The following is a 20955-nucleotide window of genomic DNA, read 5'->3' on the forward strand; positions in this document are numbered from 1 at the left end:
GACTTTAGGGAAATCCTGTATAGATTTTTTGTAAGAAAGGAGAAAAAATGGGTAAGGAATTGGTTGAGATTAGGTGGCATGGGAGAGGAGGACAGGGGGCAAAAACTGCTGCGTTACTCTTTGGGGAAGCTGCAATTGACACAGGAATGTATATTCAGGCTTTTCCGGAATATGGACCTGAAAGAACAGGGGCTCCTGTTAGAGCTTTTAATCGTTTAAGTAAAAAGCCAATTAGACTCCATAGTGGGATTAATAATCCCGATATAGTTTTAGTCCTTGATCCAAGCTTGCTTAATTCTCCGGATATTCTTGAAGGACTTATGGATGGTGGAATTATTATCATAAACACCTCAGAAACTCCTGAAAAAATAAGAGAAAGGCTTTCTATAAGCTCGAAAATCAAAGTTTATACTGTTAATGCATCAAAAATTGCAATGGATACAATAGGGCTAAACAAACCAAACACTCCAATGCTTGGAGCTTTAGCAAGGGTGACAGACATTTTAGATTATAAAAAAATGTTAAAAAGTATTGAACATAAACTGAGAGAAAAGTTTAGAGGAAAGCAGGAAGAAATCATTCTGAAGAATATGGAAGCAATAAAAAAAGCTTACGAAGAAACAAAAGGAGAAGAGTAAATGCAAAAAAAAGAGAGTTGGAAGGAGCTTCCAATAGGTGCTATTATTGTGGAGCCTGGTTCAAGTAAAAAGTTCAAAACAGGTGACTGGAGAGAAGGGAAAAAACCAGTTGTAAATAAAGAGAAATGCACAAATTGTTTAATTTGTTGGATTTATTGTCCAGATTCATCAATTATTGTAGAAAATGGGGAAATGAAAGGAATTGATTTAGATTATTGTAAGGGTTGTGGAATTTGTGCAAATCAATGTCCTATAAAAGCAATAGAAATGGTGGAGGAGGAAAAATGAAGGTTGTAGCCAAGACTGCAAATGAAGCAATGGCTGAAGCAATGAGACAGATAAACCCTGATGTTGTTGCAGCTTATCCAATAACTCCTTCAACGGAAATTGTTCAGATTTTTTCTCAATTTGTTGCTGATGGACTCGTTCACACAGAATTTATTCCTGTTGAATCAGAACATTCAGCTATAAGTGCTTGTATTGGAGCTTGTGCGGCTGGAGCAAGGGTTATGACTGCAACTTCTTCCCAAGGTCTTGCTCTAATGAATGAAGCTCTTTTTGTGGCTGCAGGTCTAAGACTCCCAATTGTTATCTGTGAAATAAATAGAGCTTTATCTGCTCCTATTAATATACATTGCGATCATTCCGATACGATGAATGAAAGAGATTCGGGATGGCTCCAATTTTATGCCGAGAATTCTCAAGAAGCTTATGACCTTGTAATCCAAGCAATGAAGATTGCAGAAGGAGTTTTTCTGCCAGTTATGGTAACTGCTGATGGTTTTATTTTATCACATTCTCTTGAAAGAATTGAAATTTTAGAGGACAAAGAAGTTCAGGGTTTTATTGGGGAAAACAAGACACCTTATTTCCTTTTAGATACAGAAAATCCAATAACAGTGGGCCCCCTTGATTTACAAGATTACTATTTTGAACATAAAAGAGGAGAGGCTGAGGCAATGAGAGAGTCTTATGGAGTGATAAAAAAAGTGTTTAAAGAATTTGGAGAAAAGTTTGGAAGGAATTATGATTTTGTAGAAGAGTATAAGATGGAAGATGCAGAGAGAGCTATTGTTTTAATGGGTTCTACTGCTGGAACCGCAAAGGAAGTTGTGGATGAACTTAGAGAGAATGGCGAAAAAGTTGGTCTTGTAAAGGTTAGAGTTTTTAGACCCTGGCCAGTTGAGGAAATTAATAAAACCTTAAGTAAAGCTCGTTTCGTCGCAATAATGGATAGAGCGGAAGGAATGAGTGGTTTTGGAGCTCCTCTTTTTACAGAGGTTAGATCTTCTCTTTATGATGAAAATAAAAAACCCGATGTATATGGATATGTTTATGGTCTGGGAGGAAGAGAAGTGACTCCTATTGACATTAAAAATGTTTTTGATGATCTTAAGAGAATAGAAGAAGGAGAAAAGTTAGAAAGAATCAAATATTTAGGAGTAAGAGAATAATGGGTATTAATTTGAAAGAACTTTCAAAACAAGAGGATTTATTTACATCAGGACATCGTGCATGTGCGGGTTGTGGTCCTGCAATAGCAATAAGGCAGGCTCTTTTAGTTTCAGGAAAAGACACTGTTGTAGGTTTTGCAACTGGTTGTATGGAAGTTGTCTCTACAATATTCCCTTATACTGCATGGAAAGTTCCTTATATCCATTCACTCTTTGAGAATGTAGCTGCTACAATTAGTGGAGTAGAAAGGGCTTATGAGGCTTTAAAGAAAAAAGGGAAAATAAAAAAAGAGATAAATTTCATTGCCTTTGGGGGAGATGGTGGAACCTATGATATAGGGTTACAATCCCTCTCTGGAGCGATGGAAAGAGGACACAATATGCTCTATATTTGTTATGATAACGAGGCTTATATGAATACAGGAATACAACGTTCAGGGGCAACCCCTTATGGAGCAAGCACAACAACATCTCCAAATGGAAAGAAAATACCCGGGAAAATTCAATGGAGAAAAGATATCACAGAAATTATGGCTGCACACAATATCCCATATGTAGCTCAGGCTTCTATTTCCGAATGGAAAGATTATATGGAAAAAGTCCAGAAGGCTCTTTCTATAAAAGGACCAAAGTTCATTGTTGTGTTTGCCCCTTGTCAACTTGGTTGGTATTATCCAAAAGAAGATACGATTAAAATTGCAGATCTTGCAGTAAGGTCTAAGTTTTGGCCTCTTTATGAGGTGGAAAATGGAGTTCATAGAATAACAAAAGAACCTAAGAAAGTTGTCCCTATTGAGGAATGGTTGAAATTACAAGGTAGATTCAGGCATTTATTTAAAGAAGAAAATAGAGGAATAATAGAAGAGATTCAAAGAGAAGTTGATAAAAGATGGGAAAAACTCAAAAAATTAGAGGAGGCAGGAGTTTAAATGCCAAATGGAAAAGGAGCATCATTTGAAAAAGAGTTTCAAGCTATAAAAGAGTGTTTAGAAGAACTCTGTAGAGAGACAAAAGCTGTGACTGTTTTACTTATAGATAAAGCGGGGCAACTTATTACTTCTGCCGGAAATGTCTCTTCAATTGATGTTCCTTCCTTTGCAACTCTTTCTGCTGCGGATTTTGCTGCTACTTCTAATCTTGCAGATCTTATAGGAGAACACGATTTTTCTACTCTCTTTCATCAGGGTGTTCATAAGAGTATCTATGTTTCGTTAATAGCTGATAGGGTAATTCTTGCCGTGATCTTTACAAAAGAAACGACCTTAGGCTTAGTTCGTATTAAGGTAAAGAAAACAGCAGAAAAACTCTCGGAATTGTTTGGAAAAATTTTTGAGACTCTTGAAAGCGAATATGCTGGGACTGTAGATGATGAATTCATTAGTGAGGCAGAAACAGAAATAGATAGTCTTTTTGAATAAGGAGAAAGAATATGGCTCTTATAAATTATTCCTCAAAAGAGATAAACTGTAAGATTGTTTATTATGGACCGGGTTTGGGCGGGAAGACCACGAACATAAAACACATATATTCAAAAGTCAATCCTGAAAATAGAGGGAAATTGATGAGTTTAGATACGGAATTGGATAGAACACTATTCTTTGATTTTTTGCCTGTGGATCTTGGAAAAGTCAAAGGATTCTCTGTACATTTTCATCTTTATACGGTTCCAGGTCAGGTTTACTATAACGCTTCCAGAAGGCTAATTTTAAAAGGTGTGGATGGAATTATATTTGTTGCAGATTCTCAAATAGAAAGATTTGAAGATAACATTGAGTCTATGGAAAATCTAATTGATAATCTGAGAGAATACAATAGAAAGCTTGAAGAAATACCTTTAGCCATTCAGTATAACAAAAGAGATCTACCAAACATTGTTTCTATTAGCGAGTTAGAAGAAGCTTTGAATCCTCGGGGAGTTTTCTCCTGTGAAGGTGTAGCTGTAGAAGGGATAGGAGTTTTTGAACCTCTTAAAGAAGTCTCTAAGAAGGTTTTAAGAAATCTTAGGTAGAAAGAACTCTTTTAAAAATCTTCTCTTCGTTTTTTATATAACCTTTGGGATCAAATAGAGTTTCTAACTCTTTCTTGTTTATATATTTTTTAACTGTTTTATCGTTTTCTATTCTCTCTTTAAAACTCCCGCCATTTTTCCAAGTTTCCATTGCATGTTCTTGGACAATATTATAAGCTTCCATTCTGTTTAACCCTTTATTAAGCAAAGCAATAAGAACCTTTTGGGAAAAGACAAGGCCATTTGTTAGCCAGATATTTTTTTCTATGTTTTCTTTGTATATATTTAAATTTTTTATCACAAAAATTAGTTTTCTTAACATATATACCGTAAGAGTAATAGCATCAGGGAAATATATCCTTTCGGTAGAAGAATGAGATATGTCCCTTTCATTCCAAAGATTTATGTTTTCTATCGCTGTTATTAAGTATGAACGCAAAAGGCGACTCATCCCAGAAAGACGTTCGCAAAGGATTGGATTTCTTTTGTGAGGCATAGCTGAAGAACCCTTTTGCCCTTCTCTAAAAGGTTCTTCTAATTCTCTGATTTCTGTTCGCTGGAGGTGACGAATTTCGGTTGCTATATGCTCTATAGTAGTGCCAATAGTTGCAAGTGAAAAAACATACTCTGCATATCTATCACGTGGGACAATTTGAGTTGATATTGGTTCTGGCTTTAATTTCAATTTTTTTAAAGCAAGTTCTTCCACTTCAGGATCAAGATGAGCAAAATTACCCATTGCTCCTGAAATTTTCCCGTAATTAATTTCTTTAAGAGCTCTATTAAATCGATCCCTTGCTCTTTTCATTTCTGAATACCAGGAAAGAATCTTAAGACCCAGAGAGGTTGGTTCTCCATGGACTCCATGGGTTCTCCCTATTATTGGAATTCCCTTACACTGTAGGGCTTTCTCTCTTAAAACTCTTAGAATGTTTTCTAATTCTTTTTTTATAATTAAAGAAGATTCTTTAAGTTGGAGAGCAAACGCAGTATCCACAATATCTGAAGATGTAAGCCCTTCATGGAAAAAACGAGCTGCATCCCCTCCTTTTTCTACAACAGAGGTAATAAAAGCTACTACATCATGATGGGTTTCTTTTTCAATTTCTCTTATTCTTTCTGGAGATATTTCTATTTTCAAAAGAGATTTAGTCACCCCTTTAGGTATTTGATTTAGTTCTTCCCTTGCAGATAATACAGCTAACTCCACCTCAAACCACTTACGGAATTTGTTTTCTTCGGACCAGATTTTTTCAATTTCTTCAACTCTATATCTTGGGATCATAAAAATCTCAAGTGAATTATAAGTTTATCTTTTAAAATGTCAAGATAAGATAATCTTTTGCTTGACTTTTAAAAATTTTCTTATATTATTAAAGAAGATTTAAAAAGGAAGAAAAATGGTCAAAAATAAATCATTTATCAAAAAGATCTTTATTGTTTTTTTTCTTATATTCCATTTATTAGCTCGTTATCCAAAATACTTAGACTCTACAGCAACAATTGAAGAAAGAGTAGAAGATTTATTAAATCAAATGACATTAGAAGAAAAAATAGGCCAAATGATTCAAGCAGAGAGATCAAGTTCTACAATTCTAAGCGATATAAAAAAATACTATTTAGGTTCTGTTTTAAGTGGGGGTGGCTCTGTTCCTTCTCCAAACACTCCGGAGAAATGGGCAGATATGTATGATACTCTCCAAGGGAGAGCTCTCTCCACCCGTCTTGGTATTCCGATAATTTATGGGATTGACGCAGTTCATGGACACAACAATGTTTATGGTGCAGTTATATTTCCACACAATATTGGCTTAGGTTGTACTAGAGATTCTATTCTTGCTGAAAAAATAGGTAGAATCACTGCAATTGAAGTAAATGCTACAGGTTTAGATTGGACGTTTGCTCCCTGCATTGCAGTTGCAAGAAACGAACGTTGGGGAAGAACCTATGAAAGTTTTGGAGAAACTCCCGAATTGGTGAAGATGATGGGAGCAGCTCTTGTGAGAGGTTTTCAAGGTGATTCCCTTTCAAGCCCTTGTAGTATCTTAGCTTGTGCTAAGCATTTTATCGCAGATGGTGGAACCAAAGACGGTAAAGATAGAGGAAATGCAGAAATAGACGAAGAAACCTTAAGGGCTATCCATTTACCAGGTTATATTGAAGCGATTAAAAACAAGGTCGGTTCCATAATGATTTCCTACAGCAGTTGGAATGGAATCAAATGCCATGAGAATGCTTATTTGATAGACACTCTACTAAAAGGAGAATTAGGTTTTGAAGGTTTTGTTATCTCTGACTGGGATGGAATTGAGCAATTGGGAGGCTCTTATGGGCAGAAAATTAGAAAAGCAATAAATGCTGGAATAGATATGGCAATGGTTCCTTTTAATTATGCTAAATTTTATGATACTCTAAAAAGCTGCGTTGAAAAAGGCTATATTAGTGAGGAAAGAATTAACGATGCAGTAAAACGAATTTTAAGGATTAAATTTAAAATGGGTTTATTTGAAAGACCTTATGCAAACAGAGACTTTTTAGATTCTCTTGGAACAATTGCCCATAGGGAGGTAGCCAGAGAAGCTGTTCGTAAATCTTTAGTTTTACTGAAGAAAAAAGATGGAATATTACCCTTACCGAAAGAAAACATTCACATTTTTGTTGCAGGAGAACACGCTGATAATCTTGGTTATCAATGTGGAGGATGGACAATTAGTTGGCAGGGAGGAAGTGGTGATATTACGATTGGGACCACAATTTTGGAAGCCTTAAAGGAAGCAGCACCTGAAGCAGAAATTACTTATTCAAAAGATGGAATTCTAAGTGATTCTTCAATGGATGTTTCTATTGTGGTGATAGGCGAAAAGCCTTACGCTGAATTTTTTGGAGATAGAAATGATTTAAGCTTGCCAAGTTCATCAATTAACTTAATCAGAAATATCAAAAATGCAGGAATCCCTGTTATTGGTATCTTAATTTCAGGAAGACCTTTGATAATTGAGCCTATTATTCCATTCACAGATGTCCTTATAGCAGCTTGGCTCCCAGGAACGGAAGGACGAGGAATAACAGATATATTATTTGGAGACTATAACCCAATAGGGCTTCTCTCTCATAGCTGGCCAAGAACAATGAGCGACATACCTATTAATTTTGGGGATAGCCTATATGAACCATTGTTTGCATATGGATACGGAATTACAGATCTTTCTGATTCTCCTTCTGGGTCTCCTCCTATTTTTTATTCTGCAGCGGTCAATTTTGATGGAACTCAAGTTTGTGTGGCTTTCAATAAAAAGATGGAGAAACCGGAAGGTGCCGATTTGGGATTTCTTTTAACAAGAAATGGTATAAGTGATATTCCAATAAGCAATATAGAAGTTGCTTCTTACGACTCTACAACACTTATATTGGAACTCTCAGAAACTATCCAGCCTTTAGATGAGATTACAATTTCTTATGAAGGAGAATCAGTTTTTTCAAAAGATGGAGGCAAATTAGAGCCATTCGGCCCAGAAATAGTTTATAATACTTTGAATGAAAACTTTGGTGTTCCCGAAAAAGAAAAAGTAGCCTTAGAAATTCAGCATTCTACCCTTTTTAATAAAATAGCCTATATTGAATTTCGTTTATTTGAAAGGGGAAAAGTTTCTCTGCGTATTTATAATATACAAGGTCAAGAAATAGAAACCATTATTAATAATGAACTTTCTCCAGGAAAGTATAAGTATAAGTGGGACGGAAGTAAATATCCCAATGGTATTTATTTTTATGAGTTTATAGGAGGAAGTTCCAAATTCTATGGGAAAATGGTATTGCTTAAATAGCCTCAATCCTACTTTTATTTTTAATCTCTCTTATTAAACAAAGTAAAATTTACCCCTTGACAACCTATAATTTTTGTTTTTATTAGTTAATTAAATTAACTAAAAACGTAAAGGGTATATGATATATTTATTAAATTTATATTTTTTTATTTTTTCTTTGGATTCCACTAATTGGAGTCCGAATTCAGGAGAAGTTCTTGTAATAAATTTACCTTATTTAAAGGTTCCTCCCAAAATTGATGGGGTAATAGATGAACATGAATACCTTGAAGCAGAAATATTAACAAATTTCACAGAATTTGACCCTATAGAGAACGCAAAGCCACCTGTTGAAACAGAAGTCCTAATTGGTTGTGATGAAGATAATCTTTATGTTGCTTTTAAATGTTATGATGATATAAGAGGACTTAGGGCCAATTTAATGCAACGAGACAAATGCTATGGTGATGACCTCGTTGGATTGTTGATAGATCCTTATGGAGACTTAAAGGATGCTTATGAGGTTTTATCAAATCCTATGGGAGTCCAGGTGGATGCAATTATGAAGACAGACGAAGGTGGTGATGATCTTTCATACGATGCTGATTGGAATGTTTCTACAAAGATATTTGATAAATTCTGGATAGCAGAGTTTGCGATTCCCTTTTCTTCTTTGAAATTTGAGGGAGAGGGAGAAAAGAAATGGAGAATTAATTTTTTCAGAATTAGACCCCGTGAAAGTATGGCTAAATACGCTTGGGCTCCCATTTCTCGGGATAAACCGGGATTTATCTCTCAGAGTGGAATATTGATTATTGGTGAAGATATTTTATTGAAAAGTAAAAATCTAACTTTTCTTCCATATCTCTCCTCTGCTCAGAGAGGAAGTAGAATAGAAAAATATGAACAGGATAAAGTTAATTATAAAGGTGGGGCTTCCCTAAGATATACTCCTTCTTCCAATATTAATATTGACCTCGCCTTAAATCCAGATTTCGCGGAAATTGAAGCAGATGCTCCACAGCTCCAAACCAACAATCCTTTTGCCCTTTATTATTCTGAAAAAAGGCCTTTTTTCTATGAGGGGAAATCTCTTCTTGAGAGTAAAATTGAAATTATTTACACAAGAAGTATTAACAATCCTCTTTATGCTGCAAAAGCAATGGGAAACTTAGGCGGGAATGATTTCATCTTTCTCTCGGCAAGAGACGAAAACACCCCCTGGATAATTCCTTTTAAAGATTATAGCAAGGAGATTCCTTCCTCAAAAAGTTCTATATCAAATATTTTTAAAGTAGAGAGGAGTATATTCGATAACACCAAACTCGCGGCTTCTTTAAGTGACAGAAGAGTAGAGGAAGGATTTAACACTGTTTACAATTTAGAGGGGAGTTCACGTTTTCTTGATCACTATATAATTCTCTATCAGGGAGCTTATTCCAACACAAAGGAACCTTCTGATACATTGTTAAGTAGAAATATAAATAAAGATAATTTTGGAGATTATACTGGTGCTTTTGATGGAGAAGAGTTCAGGGGATATACTCAATTGTTTAGTGGAGGCTTATACTTTCGAAATTTTGGAGGTGGCGGAAGATATGAAGTTTGCTCTCCTACTTTCCGAAGCGATCTTGGATTTATTCAAAAAAATGATTTCAAGAAAGGATATATATGGTTTCAGCCAAGAATATATCCAAATAAATTTGGTTTTGAACAAGTGGATTTTCAATTTTCAACTGGTAAAGCTTTTGATTTTGATGGCTTTAGGGAAGAAAAGTATTATATAGCTAAGTTATTTATTACACTTATGAAACAAACCGAACTTAACATTTATCATTGTGGCTGGGATGAGAGATTCCTTGGTCAAGATTTTTATAGATTATGGTTTTACCAACTTGAGTTCTCAACCTCCCCTATTAAGACTCTTAACTTCTATGGTAATTTGTTTATCAGTAGAACTGTTAATCATCGGGAATCTAACTATGGATATGAGAGAAATTTCTATATATCTACAACACTTAAGCCTTTCCCTTTCTTACAAATGGAGGGTTCTTACGGAAGATACCGCCTTTTCCGGGAAAAGTGGTTTGATGAAGTATACGATGAATCGGTTCTATACACAAAAATTGAGTACTTTTTCTCATCTGCTTTTTCTTTAAGATTAACTGTTGATTACAATGGAGAGTCAAAGAATTTAAGAATAATGCCTTTGTTAAAATATCAACCTTCTCCTTTTACGATATTCTTTATTGGAGCAAATTCATCCACTCTTTATAATAGTTACCGCGATTTTGAGCTTATGAGCCATCAGATTTTTATGAAAGTTCAATATGAATTTAATTTATAGAAAGAGAAAATTATCGCCCTTAAACTTCTAATCCCAAATATCTTTTAAAAATAACTCTTGACAATTGGCTTTATAAACACAATTATTACTATTTCTTCTTTATATGGAAGTAAATAATAAAGTTAATAAGGTTATAAAGGCCCTTTTTAGATCTTATAAAAGAGATAAAGAACCTTTTATTATCTCACCTAATAAAAATTTCTCAAGCAGAATTTATCCTTTTGAAGAAATAAATTTAATAAAACAACTCCTTTTCCCAAAATACTGGAATTGTGGTTATCTTACCAAGGAAGAGAATAAGAATGAGCTTGCTTTAAAAATTAAAGAATTAGCGCATTTATTTTTCGAAGGGATAATGCCTTATTTTGAAAGGGAAAGAGAGGTAGAGAAAATTGTTTGGGAAGTTTTAAATAATTTTGGTAGAGTGAGAGAGCAGCTAAAAAAGGATGTGGAAGCTGCTTATGTAGGAGATCCAGCTGCAAGAACATATACCGAAATCATTCGGTCCTATCCAGGTTTTCTTGCAATAGAAATTCATCGTGTTTCCCATCTCTTTTATTCTTTAGGGGCAAGTGGATATGCAAGAGAGCTTTCAGAGGTTGTTCATTCGGAAACAGGGATTGACATCCACCCGGGAGCAAAAATTGGAGATTATTTCTTTATTGATCATGGAACAGGAGTGGTTATTGGAGAAACTTCAGTAATAGGGAATTGGGTAAGGATATACCAGAATGTGACTCTTGGCGTCCTCCATTTTGAAAAAGAAGATGATGGAAAGATCAGAAAGGGATATAAAAGGCATCCAGACATTGGAAATCATGTGGTTATAGGAGCTGGAGCTAAGATTCTAGGTCCCGTGAAAATTGGAGACTATGTGAATATTGGAGCCAATTCCTGGATCACTGAGGATATTCCAAGTTACACCTCTGTTTTTGTAGCTGAACACCCTCGCTTAGAAAAAAGAAAGAAAAAGAGATAATATGGAGAGAATAGGTAAAGTAATAAAAACAGATAAAAATATAGCAATTGTTTTTATAGAAACACCCGAAGAGTGTGAATCTTGCGAATTTGCAAGATTTTGCCATATAGGTGAAAGTGGAAGAGAGATTATTTGTAAAAATAATGTGGGGGCAAAAGTGGGTGATATTGTAAGCCTGGAGATAAGAGAGAGTAATTTTATTTTCGCCATTAGCTTAAACTTTCTTATTCCTCTTATTTTTCTTATATCTGGGATTTTATTTGGGATTAAAATTTGGAAAAGCGAACTTTTCGGTTTTCTAACTGGGATAATTTTTATATCTTTTTACTTCCTTATATTTATTGTTATAGAGAAAAAGAGAAAAATTAATTCACTTCTTCCAGAAATAGGAAAGATAGAAAAAAGATAAAGTTCTAATCCCTTACTTCTACTATTATAGCACAATCTTTAAGGAAGGAAGAAGCTTCCCATAGATATTCCTTAGGATAAGGTATAATTTTTGAAAATTCGGGAGAAACTGTTTTTACATTTTTAAAACCTTGTAAAACATACTTTTTTACTTTACCAATCTTTTTGCATATCTCTTTAATGTCTTCTTTTTCTACAATACCAGGAACCATCGTGGTTCTAAATTCATAATTTTCCGTAGACTTAATTATATCAATACTTTCTTCAACATCTTTGAAATTTGCCTTTTGCCCTGTGGCAAGGAAATATTTTTGAGGAGAACTTTTTATATCCATAGAAATATAATCAACAAAAGGGAGAGCTTCTCTAAGTTTATTGGGTAAAGTTCCATTTGTGTCAACTTTTATATAAATTCCAACTTCTTCTTTAATTCTTTTTAAAAAAGGAATTATGCGATCGGGAAGTAAAGGTTCTCCCCCTGTAAAAGAAACTCCATCAATAAAACCTTTTCTTTCCTTCAATCTTTTTATGATTTCATCTTCTGGTATTTCAGGCAAATTTCTTAAAAGGTCTGGTAAAACAAGATCAGGATTATAACAAAAGGGACACCTTAAATTACACCCCCCAATAAAAACAACAGATGAGATTTTTTCTGGATATTCTATTAGGCTTGTCCCTAAGAAGGATTTAACCACCTATTTTCAAATACTTTCTTTCTTTGAATTCTTCTCTCTTTCCTTCGTTCCAATCTTGAACAGGTCTATAATAACCAACCACTCGAGAGTAAACTTCTGTTTTTACAGCTACAATCTTTCTTTTATTTTCTTTTTTTTCTTTTTTACCTAATTCTTCAATCACAGAAGCCTCCTTCTATTATTTTTTATTTAAAAAACTTTTAACCCTTCCTCTTCTATTTTCTCTTTCTCTTCAAATTCTCTGTAAGAACCTTCTTCCATCTTCAATAACTCTTCTTCATCTACTTCACAAACTTCCCCAAACGTCTCTATCTCTTCATCTGTGTGAGGATAGGGACAGTAAAATTTTTCACCCTTTATGTATCCATGAATAGGACATACAGAAAAGGTTGGAGTAAAACTGAAGTAGGGAAGAGAAAATCTATTTACAATTTTCCTTGTAAGTTCCCTAACCATCCTCCAATCACTAATTGCTTCTCCTAAAAAAAGATGAACAACAGTCCCACCTGTGAATAGAACCTGTAGGGGTTCTTGATGTTCGAGGAGAGTGAATATATCATCCACCTCATCTACAGGAGGATGGACAGAATTTGTATAATATGGATAGTCTTTCCCTTTTGTGTAAATATCTGTGAATCTTTCCTTATCAGCCTTTGCCAAACGATACGAAGCACTCTCTGCAGGAGATGCTTCAAGATTATAGAGATTCCCTGTCTCTTCCTGGAATTCGGAGATTTTATCTCTCATAAATTTAAGCACTTTTAGAGCCCATTCTCTTCCTTCTTTACTCATAATTCCTACCCCTAACATATTTATACAAGCTTCGTTCATTCCAATTAGACCTATTGTAGAAAAATGATTTGCCCAGTAACGACCAAAGTTCTTTTTTATCTCCCTTAAATAGTATTTCGTATACGGATATAAACCTTCCTTTGTAAAATCTTCTATAATTTTTCTCTTAAGTTCTAAAGACTCTTTAGCAATTTCCATAATAGTGGCAAGTCGCTCGAAGAATTCTTCTTCGTCGCTTGAAAGATAACCAATTCTTGGGAGATTTATTGTTACAACACCAATGCTTCCTGTTAGAGGATTGGATCCAAAAAGGCCTCCTCCTCTTTTCCTTAATTCCCTTTTGTCAAGACGAAGCCTACAGCACATACTTCTTGCATCTTCAGGGTCCATATCTGAAGAGACAAAATTGCTGAAATAAGGAATTCCATATTTTCCTGTCATTTTCCAAATTGGTATAAGATCTTCATTTTCCCAATCAAAATCTTTTGTTATATTATAAGTTGGAATAGGGAAAGTAAAGATTCTTCCTTTTGCATCTCCTTCCATCATCAATTCTGCAAAGGCCTTATTTATCATATTCATTTCTTCTTGAAAATCTCCATAAACTTCTTCTCTTTCTACTCCACCCAAAATTACCTTTCTATTAACTAGAGTCTTTGGAGGTTTTAGATCCATTGTTATATTTGAAAAAGGTGTTTGAAATCCAACTCTTGTAGGAACATTTATATTAAATAAAAATTCTTGTAAGGCTTGTTTTACCTCTTTATAAGATAAGTTGTCATATCTAACAAAAGGAGCTAAAAGTGTATCGAAGTTAGAAAAAGCTTGAGCTCCTGCCGCTTCTCCTTGAAGGGTGTATATGAAATTCACAACTTGACCAAGGGCGCTTCTTAAGTGTCTTGGAGGCGAAGATTCAACTTTCCCGCTCATACCTTTGAAGCCCTCTTTTAATAGGTCCAACAAATCCCATCCAACACAATAAGGCCCAAGAATCCCAAGATCATGAATATGGAAATCGCCACTGCTATGAGCTTCTCTAATTCTTGGGCTATAAATCTTTCCAAGCCAATACCGAGCAGTAATTGAAGAAGAAACATAAAAATTTAATCCTTGAAGAGAAAAATTCATATTTGAATTTTCTTGAACTCTCCAATCTTCTTTCTTTAAATATTTACCCATAATTGTTTCAACATCCTTAAAGAGATCTTCAACTTTGCGAGCTTCGTTTCTTTTTTCTCTGTAAAGAATATATGCTCTTGCTACTTCGGGAAGTCTCCGAAACATTAGGGTCTCTTCTACATAGTTTTGAATCTCTTCTACGGTAGGAATATTCCCAACCCTAAAGAAGTGCATATAAAGGGAAGTTTCAACCTGATTTGTGATAGAATCTGCATCTTCTTTCACTCCTGTGGCTTTTAAAGCCTTGGAAATAGCATCTTTAATTTTCTTTTTGTTATAAGGAACTATCTTTCCCGATCTTTTCCTAATAAGCCATTCCATTTAATTACCCCCTTTACTTTGTTCTTTTATTAGAAAACTTTCTCGTTCTATCCTAAAGAAGAAACTCTTATATTATCGGAGAACTTTAAAATATATATTTTTTATATATTAAAAAAGCTTATTAAAAAGTCAAGGGTTTTAAAATTTATAATTAACTTTTAATCAGCTAATGGTAATCCATCTAAGTTCTCTATCACTTCTTTATAGTGAGCCCATCCTACCAAACCTAATGCAGATTTTATCAAAAATATGTAATTATCCCATTCTCTATTTTTTGTATCACATAACAATATTTCGATCTCTGAGTTATTCGTAAGCCAGGCAACTTCCTCTTTTAAATCTTTATCTCTGAATATAGGGAAACTCTTTTTAACAGTAGCTTTAACCCCTACGTAATACGCAAATTGGGGAACAAGTTCTAATTTCCTTAACGAATTATTAAGAATATATTTGTCTATTTTTGTCCAGAATCCTTCCCAGTTTTTTACATAGACAATCCCATTACCAGGAAACTCCGGCCATCTTGAAAGATGAGCCATTTCTTTAATACTCTTCCCATCATACCAATAAATAAAATACTCATCATCATCACTTGGACCTGGAGAATGAACAGCAATTTCTTTATATTTATCATTTGTATTAATATCAACAATTTTAAACCCATCAGGGGACTCCTCGTTGGAAAATTTCCCTTTTATCTTTTGTCCGGAGATCTCTAAATAAAATTCCCCAACATCATTAATATTTATTAAGATTATATTTTCTATTTCGTTATCACCATTAAGGTCAATAGAGGATCTAGAAACAAAATCTATAGCTCTTAAGGAAAGAGCCAAAAGAAAAATTAATAATAAATTTTTAAAAAGTTTTCTCATTTACAAAAATATAATTTTTTATTCTTTTCTGTCAAGAAGAGAGAATTTTTAAGAATTATTATCTCATTTTATCTATTTCTAAAAGAACCAATAATCTTATTTTCTTTTTATACACTTAAATACAAAGACTTTATTATCTGGTTCTATATAAACAAGCTTCCAATTATATTCTTCTTTAAGTCCATTCATTCCTTTTACAACAATAGGATAAGATTTGAAGAGGGGTGAAAGAACAATATAATCCACTTTTTTTGTTTCTATAATATTTTTCAATTCCTCTGGATTTTCTGTCTGGGGAACAGGAGCTGTAGGAAAATCAGTAAAATAGTGGAAAGCTGTTTGTTTTCTTACCATAAAGACAGAATTCTCTTGAATCTTCTCTCTTAGTGCCCAATTTTTAATATTTATATAATCTTTGAAATAAAAGGCTCTTCCCGAGGGAATTTTCTCCTTTATCCATTTCATATTATTTTTCCACAACTCATTAGAACTAGTTAAAGCAATGAAAACACAATTAGCCACCAACAATCCTGTAATAAAAAAAGGAAACTTCTTCGCTATCCCTTTTTGGAAAAGCCTTGTAATTCTAACTGAACCTTTAGCTAAACAAAAAGCAAGCCATGGTAGAATTGGAAGATAAAGCCTTTTATCTACAGTCCATATAACTGGCCAAGACCAAACTGTTAAAAGATATAAAAACATATAAGTATTTATGAGATTTAAAGTTGAAAAAGAGGATTTTTTCTCTTCGTCGGTTTTTTTAAAAAATATTTTCTCTGAAACTACACCGAAAGATAAAAGAGAAAGAAGTATAATACTAATAGATAAGGAAATTAGAAGAATTTTAATTTCTCCAAAGAAGATATTGGGTAAAATTTTGAGGAACATCCTCAAGATATTTTTACCTATTCTAAATATTAAATTCAGAATACCAATATTACCCATGGAAGGATTATAAGGATCTTTTGAAATAAGTTGTTGGAAATATGATCGCTGAAACTGGGAACCAAACACTTTTCCATAAATTATCCAAATGGGTATAAATAGTAGAGCGAGTAAAGGAATTATTGTTTTCTTTCTCTCTATCTTTGATTTCAAGATATAAAAACCAATCACAGCGATTAGTAAACTGATACCAGCGGTTCTCGTAAAAAAACCTATAATTGAAAAAAACAATGCGAGATTATATCTTTTTTTACTCCAGGATAGCAAAGATAAAACAGAGAATAGTAGATAAGGAATATCAGAAAGAACCCAATGGCTATATTCAAGGAGCCCTGGCGAAAAAGCAAGAAAAGCTAAAGCTACTATAGATATCATCTTTGAATTTGAGTAATCCAATTCCAGAAACAGGAGGTAAGAAAAGAACAATAAAAAAATGAAGCATAAAAAAACAATTAACTTAGCGAGTAAATAAGAATTTAGAAAAGCTGCTGGGATAAGGAGGATCGGAAATATAGGAGGATATTGGGTATGGAGTGGATGGCTTGGGTCCCACAACTCAATATATCCTTTCCCTTTAGCAAGTGCTCTTCCGAGAAGAAAATAAGTGAAATTATCTCCACCACTAAAGGGAACAAGAGAAAAAGTAACCAAAGCAAGGATAATTGAAAAAATTATGAGTATTATTGGAACTTTTTCTTTTTTAATTTTTATACCAACCATCTTTAAACCGCAAAACAAATAAGGTTCTGACTCTCCTAAACCAATCTTTCCATGTAATCTTTTTGCCTTCTTTTTGAGAGCGTGGATAAATAATTTATAGGTATTTCTTTTATTTTCTTCTTTGAAAGAAGCAATTTAGCAGTGAGTTCGGCTTCAAGTTCAAAACCGGTTGAGGTTATTTTTAGGTTCTTAACAAAATCTCGTGGAAGAACTTTATAGCAAGTATAAGCATCGGTTAAATTATTTTTAAATAGAGAATTTGCTACCCAGGTAATTAAAACTCTTCCAAAATAAAATAAACCATCTCTTTTATTAATTCTTTTAAGAAGTCTCGAGCCGAAAACAACCTCAGCTTCTTTATTCGGCAAAGGTTCAAGTAACTTTGGATATTCACCTGGATCGTATTCAAGATCCGCATTCTGAATTATTACACCCTTAACCAATGAAAAACTTTCTTTAATCGCCTGTCCCTTTCCTACATTCTTATTAAGGTGTATAATTTTTATGTTGTTCTCTTTTTTGGCAAGCTCGTCTAATAAACTACTTGTTCCATCATTATAACCGTCATCAACAATAATTATTTCCTTCTCCACGGGAGAGAGTTTTACTTTTTCTATAACCTTTTTTATTGTTTTTCTTTCGTTATAAACAGGTATTACAACCGAAAGTTTCACTTTTTATTATTTTGATTTAAATTATAAATAAATGGAGAAAATAATCAAGTGTGTGAATAGCCTAAATATTAAAGAGTTAAGGCAGGTAGTTATATAAATATTTCTATTTTGAAGCTAGTTAAGGAAATTTATCTTCTTGACAAGTTAATTTATCAAAGTATAATTAGAAGCATAAAATCCAAATAAAAAGAGAGGGGAAAATGGAAGAATTATACAAGGTGGATCCTGAAGTTTATAAAGCTATTATAGGGGAGGCGGAGAGAGAGCACGAGAACCTTGAATTAATAGCTTCAGAAAATTTTGTATCTCAAGCTGTTCTTGAAGCAATGGGCTCTGTATTGACAAATAAATACGCTGAGGGATATCCAGGAAGAAGATATTACGGTGGTTGTAAATGGATGGATGTTATTGAGAATCTTGCAATAGAAAGGGCAAAAAAATTATTTGGAGCCGAGCATGTAAATGTTCAGCCTTTGTCAGGAGTTCCTGCAAATATGGCTGTTTATTCAGCTCTAATGGAGCCAGGAGACTTATTTTTTGGACTTTCTTTGTCTCACGGAGGACACCTCTCCCATGGATATAAAGTGAGCTCCACAGGGATTTTCTGGAGAACTTTTCAATATACGGTTGATCCTGAAACAGAACAAATAAATTACGATACCCTTTTGAGTCTTGCAAGAGAGAAGAAACCAAAGTTAATAATGGCAGGAGGCTCTGCCTATCCAAGGACTCTTCACTGGGATAAGTTTAAGGAGATTTGCGATGAGGTAGGTGCATATTTTGTTACTGATATTGCTCACATTGCAGGGCTTATCGTTGCAGGAGAGCATCCTTCACCTATCCCTTATGCAGATGCGGTCACAACAACAACTCATAAAACTTTAAGAGGTCCAAGAAGCGCAATAATATTATGCAAAGAAAAATGGGCTCAATTAATAGATAAAGCTGTTTTCCCTGGATTGCAAGGCGGTCCTCATATGCATACAATCGCAGCAAAAGCTGTGGCTTTCAAAGAAGCTCTTTCTCCTGAATTCAAAGAATACCAACATCAAATCGTATTAAACGCAAAAGCCTTAGAGGAAGAATTTAAGAAACTTGGATGGAGACTTGTTGCAGGGGGAACGGATACACACTTGCTTCTTATTGATGTCAAAAGTAAAGGAATTACAGGAAAGCTGGCAGAAGAGGCTCTTGATAAAGCGAAAATTACTGTGAATAAAAACACAATTCCTTTTGATAAAGAAAAACCTTTTATAGCGAGTGGAATAAGAATTGGTACCCCCGCTGTAACAACGAGAGGAATGAAAGAAGAGGAAATGAAAAGGATTGCTCGTTTAATTGACAGGGTTCTTACAAATATTGATAATGATAAAGTGATTGAGGAGGTAAAAGGAGAAGTTAAAGAACTTACAGAAGCATTTCCTCTTTATTCTGATATAAGGAAGAAAAAGGAGGTTTTTTAATGCATAAAAAACTTTTTATCCCAGGCCCAACCGAGGTTAGAGAAGACGTTCGTAAGGCAATGGATATACCAATGTTTGGACACAGAATGCCAGAAACAACCATACTTATGGATGAAACTGTGTCAAAGCTTAAAAAGCTTCTCTTTACAGATAATTTTATAATAATTGGAACCTGCTCAGGAACAGGATTAATGGAAGCGGCTGTTCGTAATTGTGTAAAAAAAGGAGCTCTTCACACAGTCTGCGGAGCTTTTAGTCAAAGATGGGCTGGAATATCGAAAAGTTGTAATAAAAATTTTGAAGTCTTAGAATACGAATGGGGAAAGGGAATCTCTGTAGAAGACATAGAAGAAAAACTTAAAACAAATAAGTTTGATGCTCTCTTTTTGACCCATAATGAAACTTCCACAGGAGTAATGAATCCTTTAAAAGAAGTAGGAGAGATGCTAAGAGGTTATCCTGATGTAATTCTATGCGTTGATGCTGTATCTTCCATGGGTGGAGTGGAAATAAAGGTGGATGATTGGAATATCGATGTGCTTATAACTTCGTCTCAGAAATGCCTTGCTCTTCCTCCAGGACTTGCAATTGCTTCTGTGAGTGAGAAAGCGATGAATAGATCTACTGAAGTGGAAGATAAGGGATATTATTTTGATTTTCTTGAGTATAAGAAATACTGGGATAAGGCAAAACAACCTCCTACAACAGCAGCTCTTAATCTCATAAACGCTCTCAATTACCAGCTTGGTAAAATTATAAATGAAGAAGGAATAGAAAATCGTTTTAAGAGACATAAGGAAATGGCAGAAATTGTTCAGAACTGGGGAAGAGAAAATTTTGAACTTTTTGCGGATGAGAGATTCCTTTCTCTAACTGTAACCTGTATCAAAAATACAAAAGGGATCTCAATTAAAGGATTGAACGAAGAATTATCCAAAAGAGGAGCTTATATCTCTAACGGATACGGAAAACTGAAAGAGCTGACCTTTAGAATCGCCCATATGGGAGACCTAACCGTTGAAGAAATTAAATGGGTTTTGGGAGAAATTGAGGATATAATAGGACTTTAATTACTTTTTTTAATTACAGGGAAGAGATCGAATCTAACAATACCAATAAAAATAGAGGTTAAAACAAAGGCTTCCGCAAGAACTCCTGGATAGGAATTATATATTATATTGTAAGTAAGCCATAGAGGTCTTGGGGAGAGAAGTCCAATTCTTATCTTCTTCGGTTCTTTCATCCATAAGGCGATTGTCTCAAAAGTCATACCAATAACGGGTAAAATGCTAATCCATTTGTCCCAACATAAAATACCGGTAGCCCAGAATAACGCGATGAATAAAAACATTAAGATATTTTTCTCTAAATATTTTTTTCTTTCTCGTAAGATAAAAGAAAAGGTTCTAATAGCTCCTATCAAATTCATCCCGGAAGCAGTTTTTGCTCCTAAAAGGGCAAAATGAATCGCAAAAAATATCTGGCCTATTCCTAAAAATACAAGAATTTTAATTCGCTTATTACTCTGAAAAGAAATTATAGCTGAGATGAGTCCTAAAACACCTATCCCTTGGACAAAAATGGCTTTTTTATAATAAATAAGCTGAAGGAAATTCAAAAACATTTCGTTGGTTAAAATATGATAAAAAGATAA

20 protein-coding genes are annotated in these 20955 nt (G+C 34.1%); 12 read left to right on the top strand and 8 right to left on the bottom strand.

The annotated features are described in order from the left end of the window. The first annotated feature begins 47 nt into the window (after positions 1–47). From ABIN61_01285 to ABIN61_01310, 6 genes are read left to right on the top strand one after another with little or no spacing between them, the layout of a single operon-like run. On the top strand, positions 48–638 hold the full coding sequence (locus tag ABIN61_01285) for a 2-oxoacid:acceptor oxidoreductase family protein (GenBank protein MEO0292839.1): 591 nt from the start codon (positions 48–50) through the stop codon (positions 636–638). Further along, positions 639–926, top strand: coding sequence for a pyruvate synthase subunit PorD (porD, locus tag ABIN61_01290; GenBank protein MEO0292840.1), 288 nt, complete (start codon positions 639–641; stop codon positions 924–926). Continuing rightward, entirely contained in the window at positions 923–2092 is a 1170-nt protein-coding gene (locus ABIN61_01295; protein ID MEO0292841.1) for a transketolase C-terminal domain-containing protein, read from the top strand. The genes porD and ABIN61_01295 overlap by 4 nt, the downstream gene beginning before the upstream one ends. Next, positions 2092–3021 carry a pyruvate synthase subunit PorB gene (porB, locus tag ABIN61_01300; GenBank protein MEO0292842.1) on the top strand — a complete coding sequence of 310 codons (930 nt, stop codon included), beginning with the start codon at positions 2092–2094 and terminating at the stop codon, positions 3019–3021. The genes ABIN61_01295 and porB overlap by 1 nt, the downstream gene beginning before the upstream one ends. Beyond that, on the top strand, positions 3022–3510 hold the full coding sequence (locus ABIN61_01305; GenBank protein MEO0292843.1) for a roadblock/LC7 domain-containing protein: 489 nt from the start codon (positions 3022–3024) through the stop codon (positions 3508–3510). Between the two features lie 11 nt (positions 3511–3521). Continuing rightward, positions 3522–4100, top strand: a complete 579-nt coding sequence (locus ABIN61_01310) for an ADP-ribosylation factor-like protein (protein MEO0292844.1) — start codon at positions 3522–3524, stop codon at positions 4098–4100. On the opposite strand, the gene purB is transcribed toward ABIN61_01310, so the two are convergent. After that, entirely contained in the window at positions 4093–5385 is a 1293-nt protein-coding gene (purB, locus tag ABIN61_01315) for an adenylosuccinate lyase (protein ID MEO0292845.1), read from the bottom strand. The two genes, ABIN61_01310 and purB, sit on opposite strands and share 8 nt — an antisense overlap. Positions 5386–5500: 115 nt before the next feature. Between purB and ABIN61_01320 the strand changes: the two genes are divergently transcribed. The 4 genes from ABIN61_01320 (at position 5501) to ABIN61_01335 (ending at position 11638) form a co-directional block, all read left to right on the top strand. Then, a complete protein-coding gene (locus ABIN61_01320; protein MEO0292846.1) occupies positions 5501–7924 on the top strand; it encodes a glycoside hydrolase family 3 N-terminal domain-containing protein in 2424 nt (807 codons plus the stop codon). Between the two features lie 118 nt (positions 7925–8042). Then, complete coding sequence (locus tag ABIN61_01325; GenBank protein MEO0292847.1) at positions 8043–10250, top strand: DUF5916 domain-containing protein; 2208 nt, start codon at positions 8043–8045, stop codon at positions 10248–10250. Between the two features lie 103 nt (positions 10251–10353). Continuing rightward, positions 10354–11229: a serine O-acetyltransferase EpsC gene (gene epsC / locus ABIN61_01330; GenBank protein ID MEO0292848.1), complete on the top strand. Its 876-nt coding sequence runs from the start codon at positions 10354–10356 to the stop codon at positions 11227–11229. A gap of 1 nt (position 11230) precedes the next feature. Next, the gene (locus ABIN61_01335) at positions 11231–11638 is read left to right on the top strand and encodes a SoxR reducing system RseC family protein (GenBank protein ID MEO0292849.1); all 408 of its coding nucleotides are present in this window, start codon (positions 11231–11233) and stop codon (positions 11636–11638) included. Between the two features lie 4 nt (positions 11639–11642). On the opposite strand, the gene ABIN61_01340 is transcribed toward ABIN61_01335, so the two are convergent. The 6 genes from ABIN61_01340 to ABIN61_01365 all read right to left on the bottom strand — a co-directional run bounded on the left by ABIN61_01340 (position 11643) and on the right by ABIN61_01365 (position 17838). Continuing rightward, on the bottom strand, positions 11643–12332 hold the full coding sequence (locus ABIN61_01340; protein ID MEO0292850.1) for an anaerobic ribonucleoside-triphosphate reductase activating protein: 690 nt from the start codon (positions 12330–12332) through the stop codon (positions 11643–11645). Next, positions 12325–12495 (bottom strand): anaerobic ribonucleoside-triphosphate reductase, encoded by a 171-nt coding sequence (nrdD, locus tag ABIN61_01345; GenBank protein ID MEO0292851.1) that lies wholly within the window; start codon positions 12493–12495, stop codon positions 12325–12327. Before nrdD ends, ABIN61_01340 begins: the two co-directional genes overlap by 8 nt. Before the next feature lie 26 nt (positions 12496–12521). Further along, the gene (locus ABIN61_01350; protein ID MEO0292852.1) at positions 12522–14624 is read right to left on the bottom strand and encodes a ribonucleoside triphosphate reductase; all 2103 of its coding nucleotides are present in this window, start codon (positions 14622–14624) and stop codon (positions 12522–12524) included. 158 nt (positions 14625–14782) lie between these two features. Next, the gene (locus tag ABIN61_01355; GenBank protein ID MEO0292853.1) at positions 14783–15499 is read right to left on the bottom strand and encodes a hypothetical protein; all 717 of its coding nucleotides are present in this window, start codon (positions 15497–15499) and stop codon (positions 14783–14785) included. 96 nt (positions 15500–15595) lie between these two features. Continuing rightward, on the bottom strand, positions 15596–17182 hold the full coding sequence (locus tag ABIN61_01360) for a hypothetical protein (GenBank protein ID MEO0292854.1): 1587 nt from the start codon (positions 17180–17182) through the stop codon (positions 15596–15598). Positions 17183–17199: 17 nt separating this feature from the next. Next, a complete protein-coding gene (locus tag ABIN61_01365; protein ID MEO0292855.1) occupies positions 17200–17838 on the bottom strand; it encodes a glycosyltransferase family 2 protein in 639 nt (212 codons plus the stop codon). A gap of 200 nt (positions 17839–18038) precedes the next feature. Here ABIN61_01365 and glyA point away from each other — a divergent pair, with 200 nt between their 5' ends. Both glyA and ABIN61_01375 read left to right on the top strand, forming a co-directional pair. Further along, positions 18039–19301 carry a serine hydroxymethyltransferase gene (gene glyA / locus ABIN61_01370; GenBank protein MEO0292856.1) on the top strand — a complete coding sequence of 421 codons (1263 nt, stop codon included), beginning with the start codon at positions 18039–18041 and terminating at the stop codon, positions 19299–19301. Next, positions 19301–20371 (top strand): alanine--glyoxylate aminotransferase family protein, encoded by a 1071-nt coding sequence (locus tag ABIN61_01375; protein ID MEO0292857.1) that lies wholly within the window; start codon positions 19301–19303, stop codon positions 20369–20371. Before glyA ends, ABIN61_01375 begins: the two co-directional genes overlap by 1 nt. Here the strand turns inward: ABIN61_01375 and ABIN61_01380 are convergent. After that, positions 20368–20925 carry a YgjV family protein gene (locus tag ABIN61_01380; GenBank protein MEO0292858.1) on the bottom strand — a complete coding sequence of 186 codons (558 nt, stop codon included), beginning with the start codon at positions 20923–20925 and terminating at the stop codon, positions 20368–20370. The two genes, ABIN61_01375 and ABIN61_01380, sit on opposite strands and share 4 nt — an antisense overlap. Between the last annotated feature and the right edge of the window lie 30 nt (positions 20926–20955).

Source organism: candidate division WOR-3 bacterium, assembly GCA_039804165.1.
Classification (GTDB): Bacteria; Hydrothermota; UBA3072; order UBA3072; family UBA3072; genus JAFGHJ01.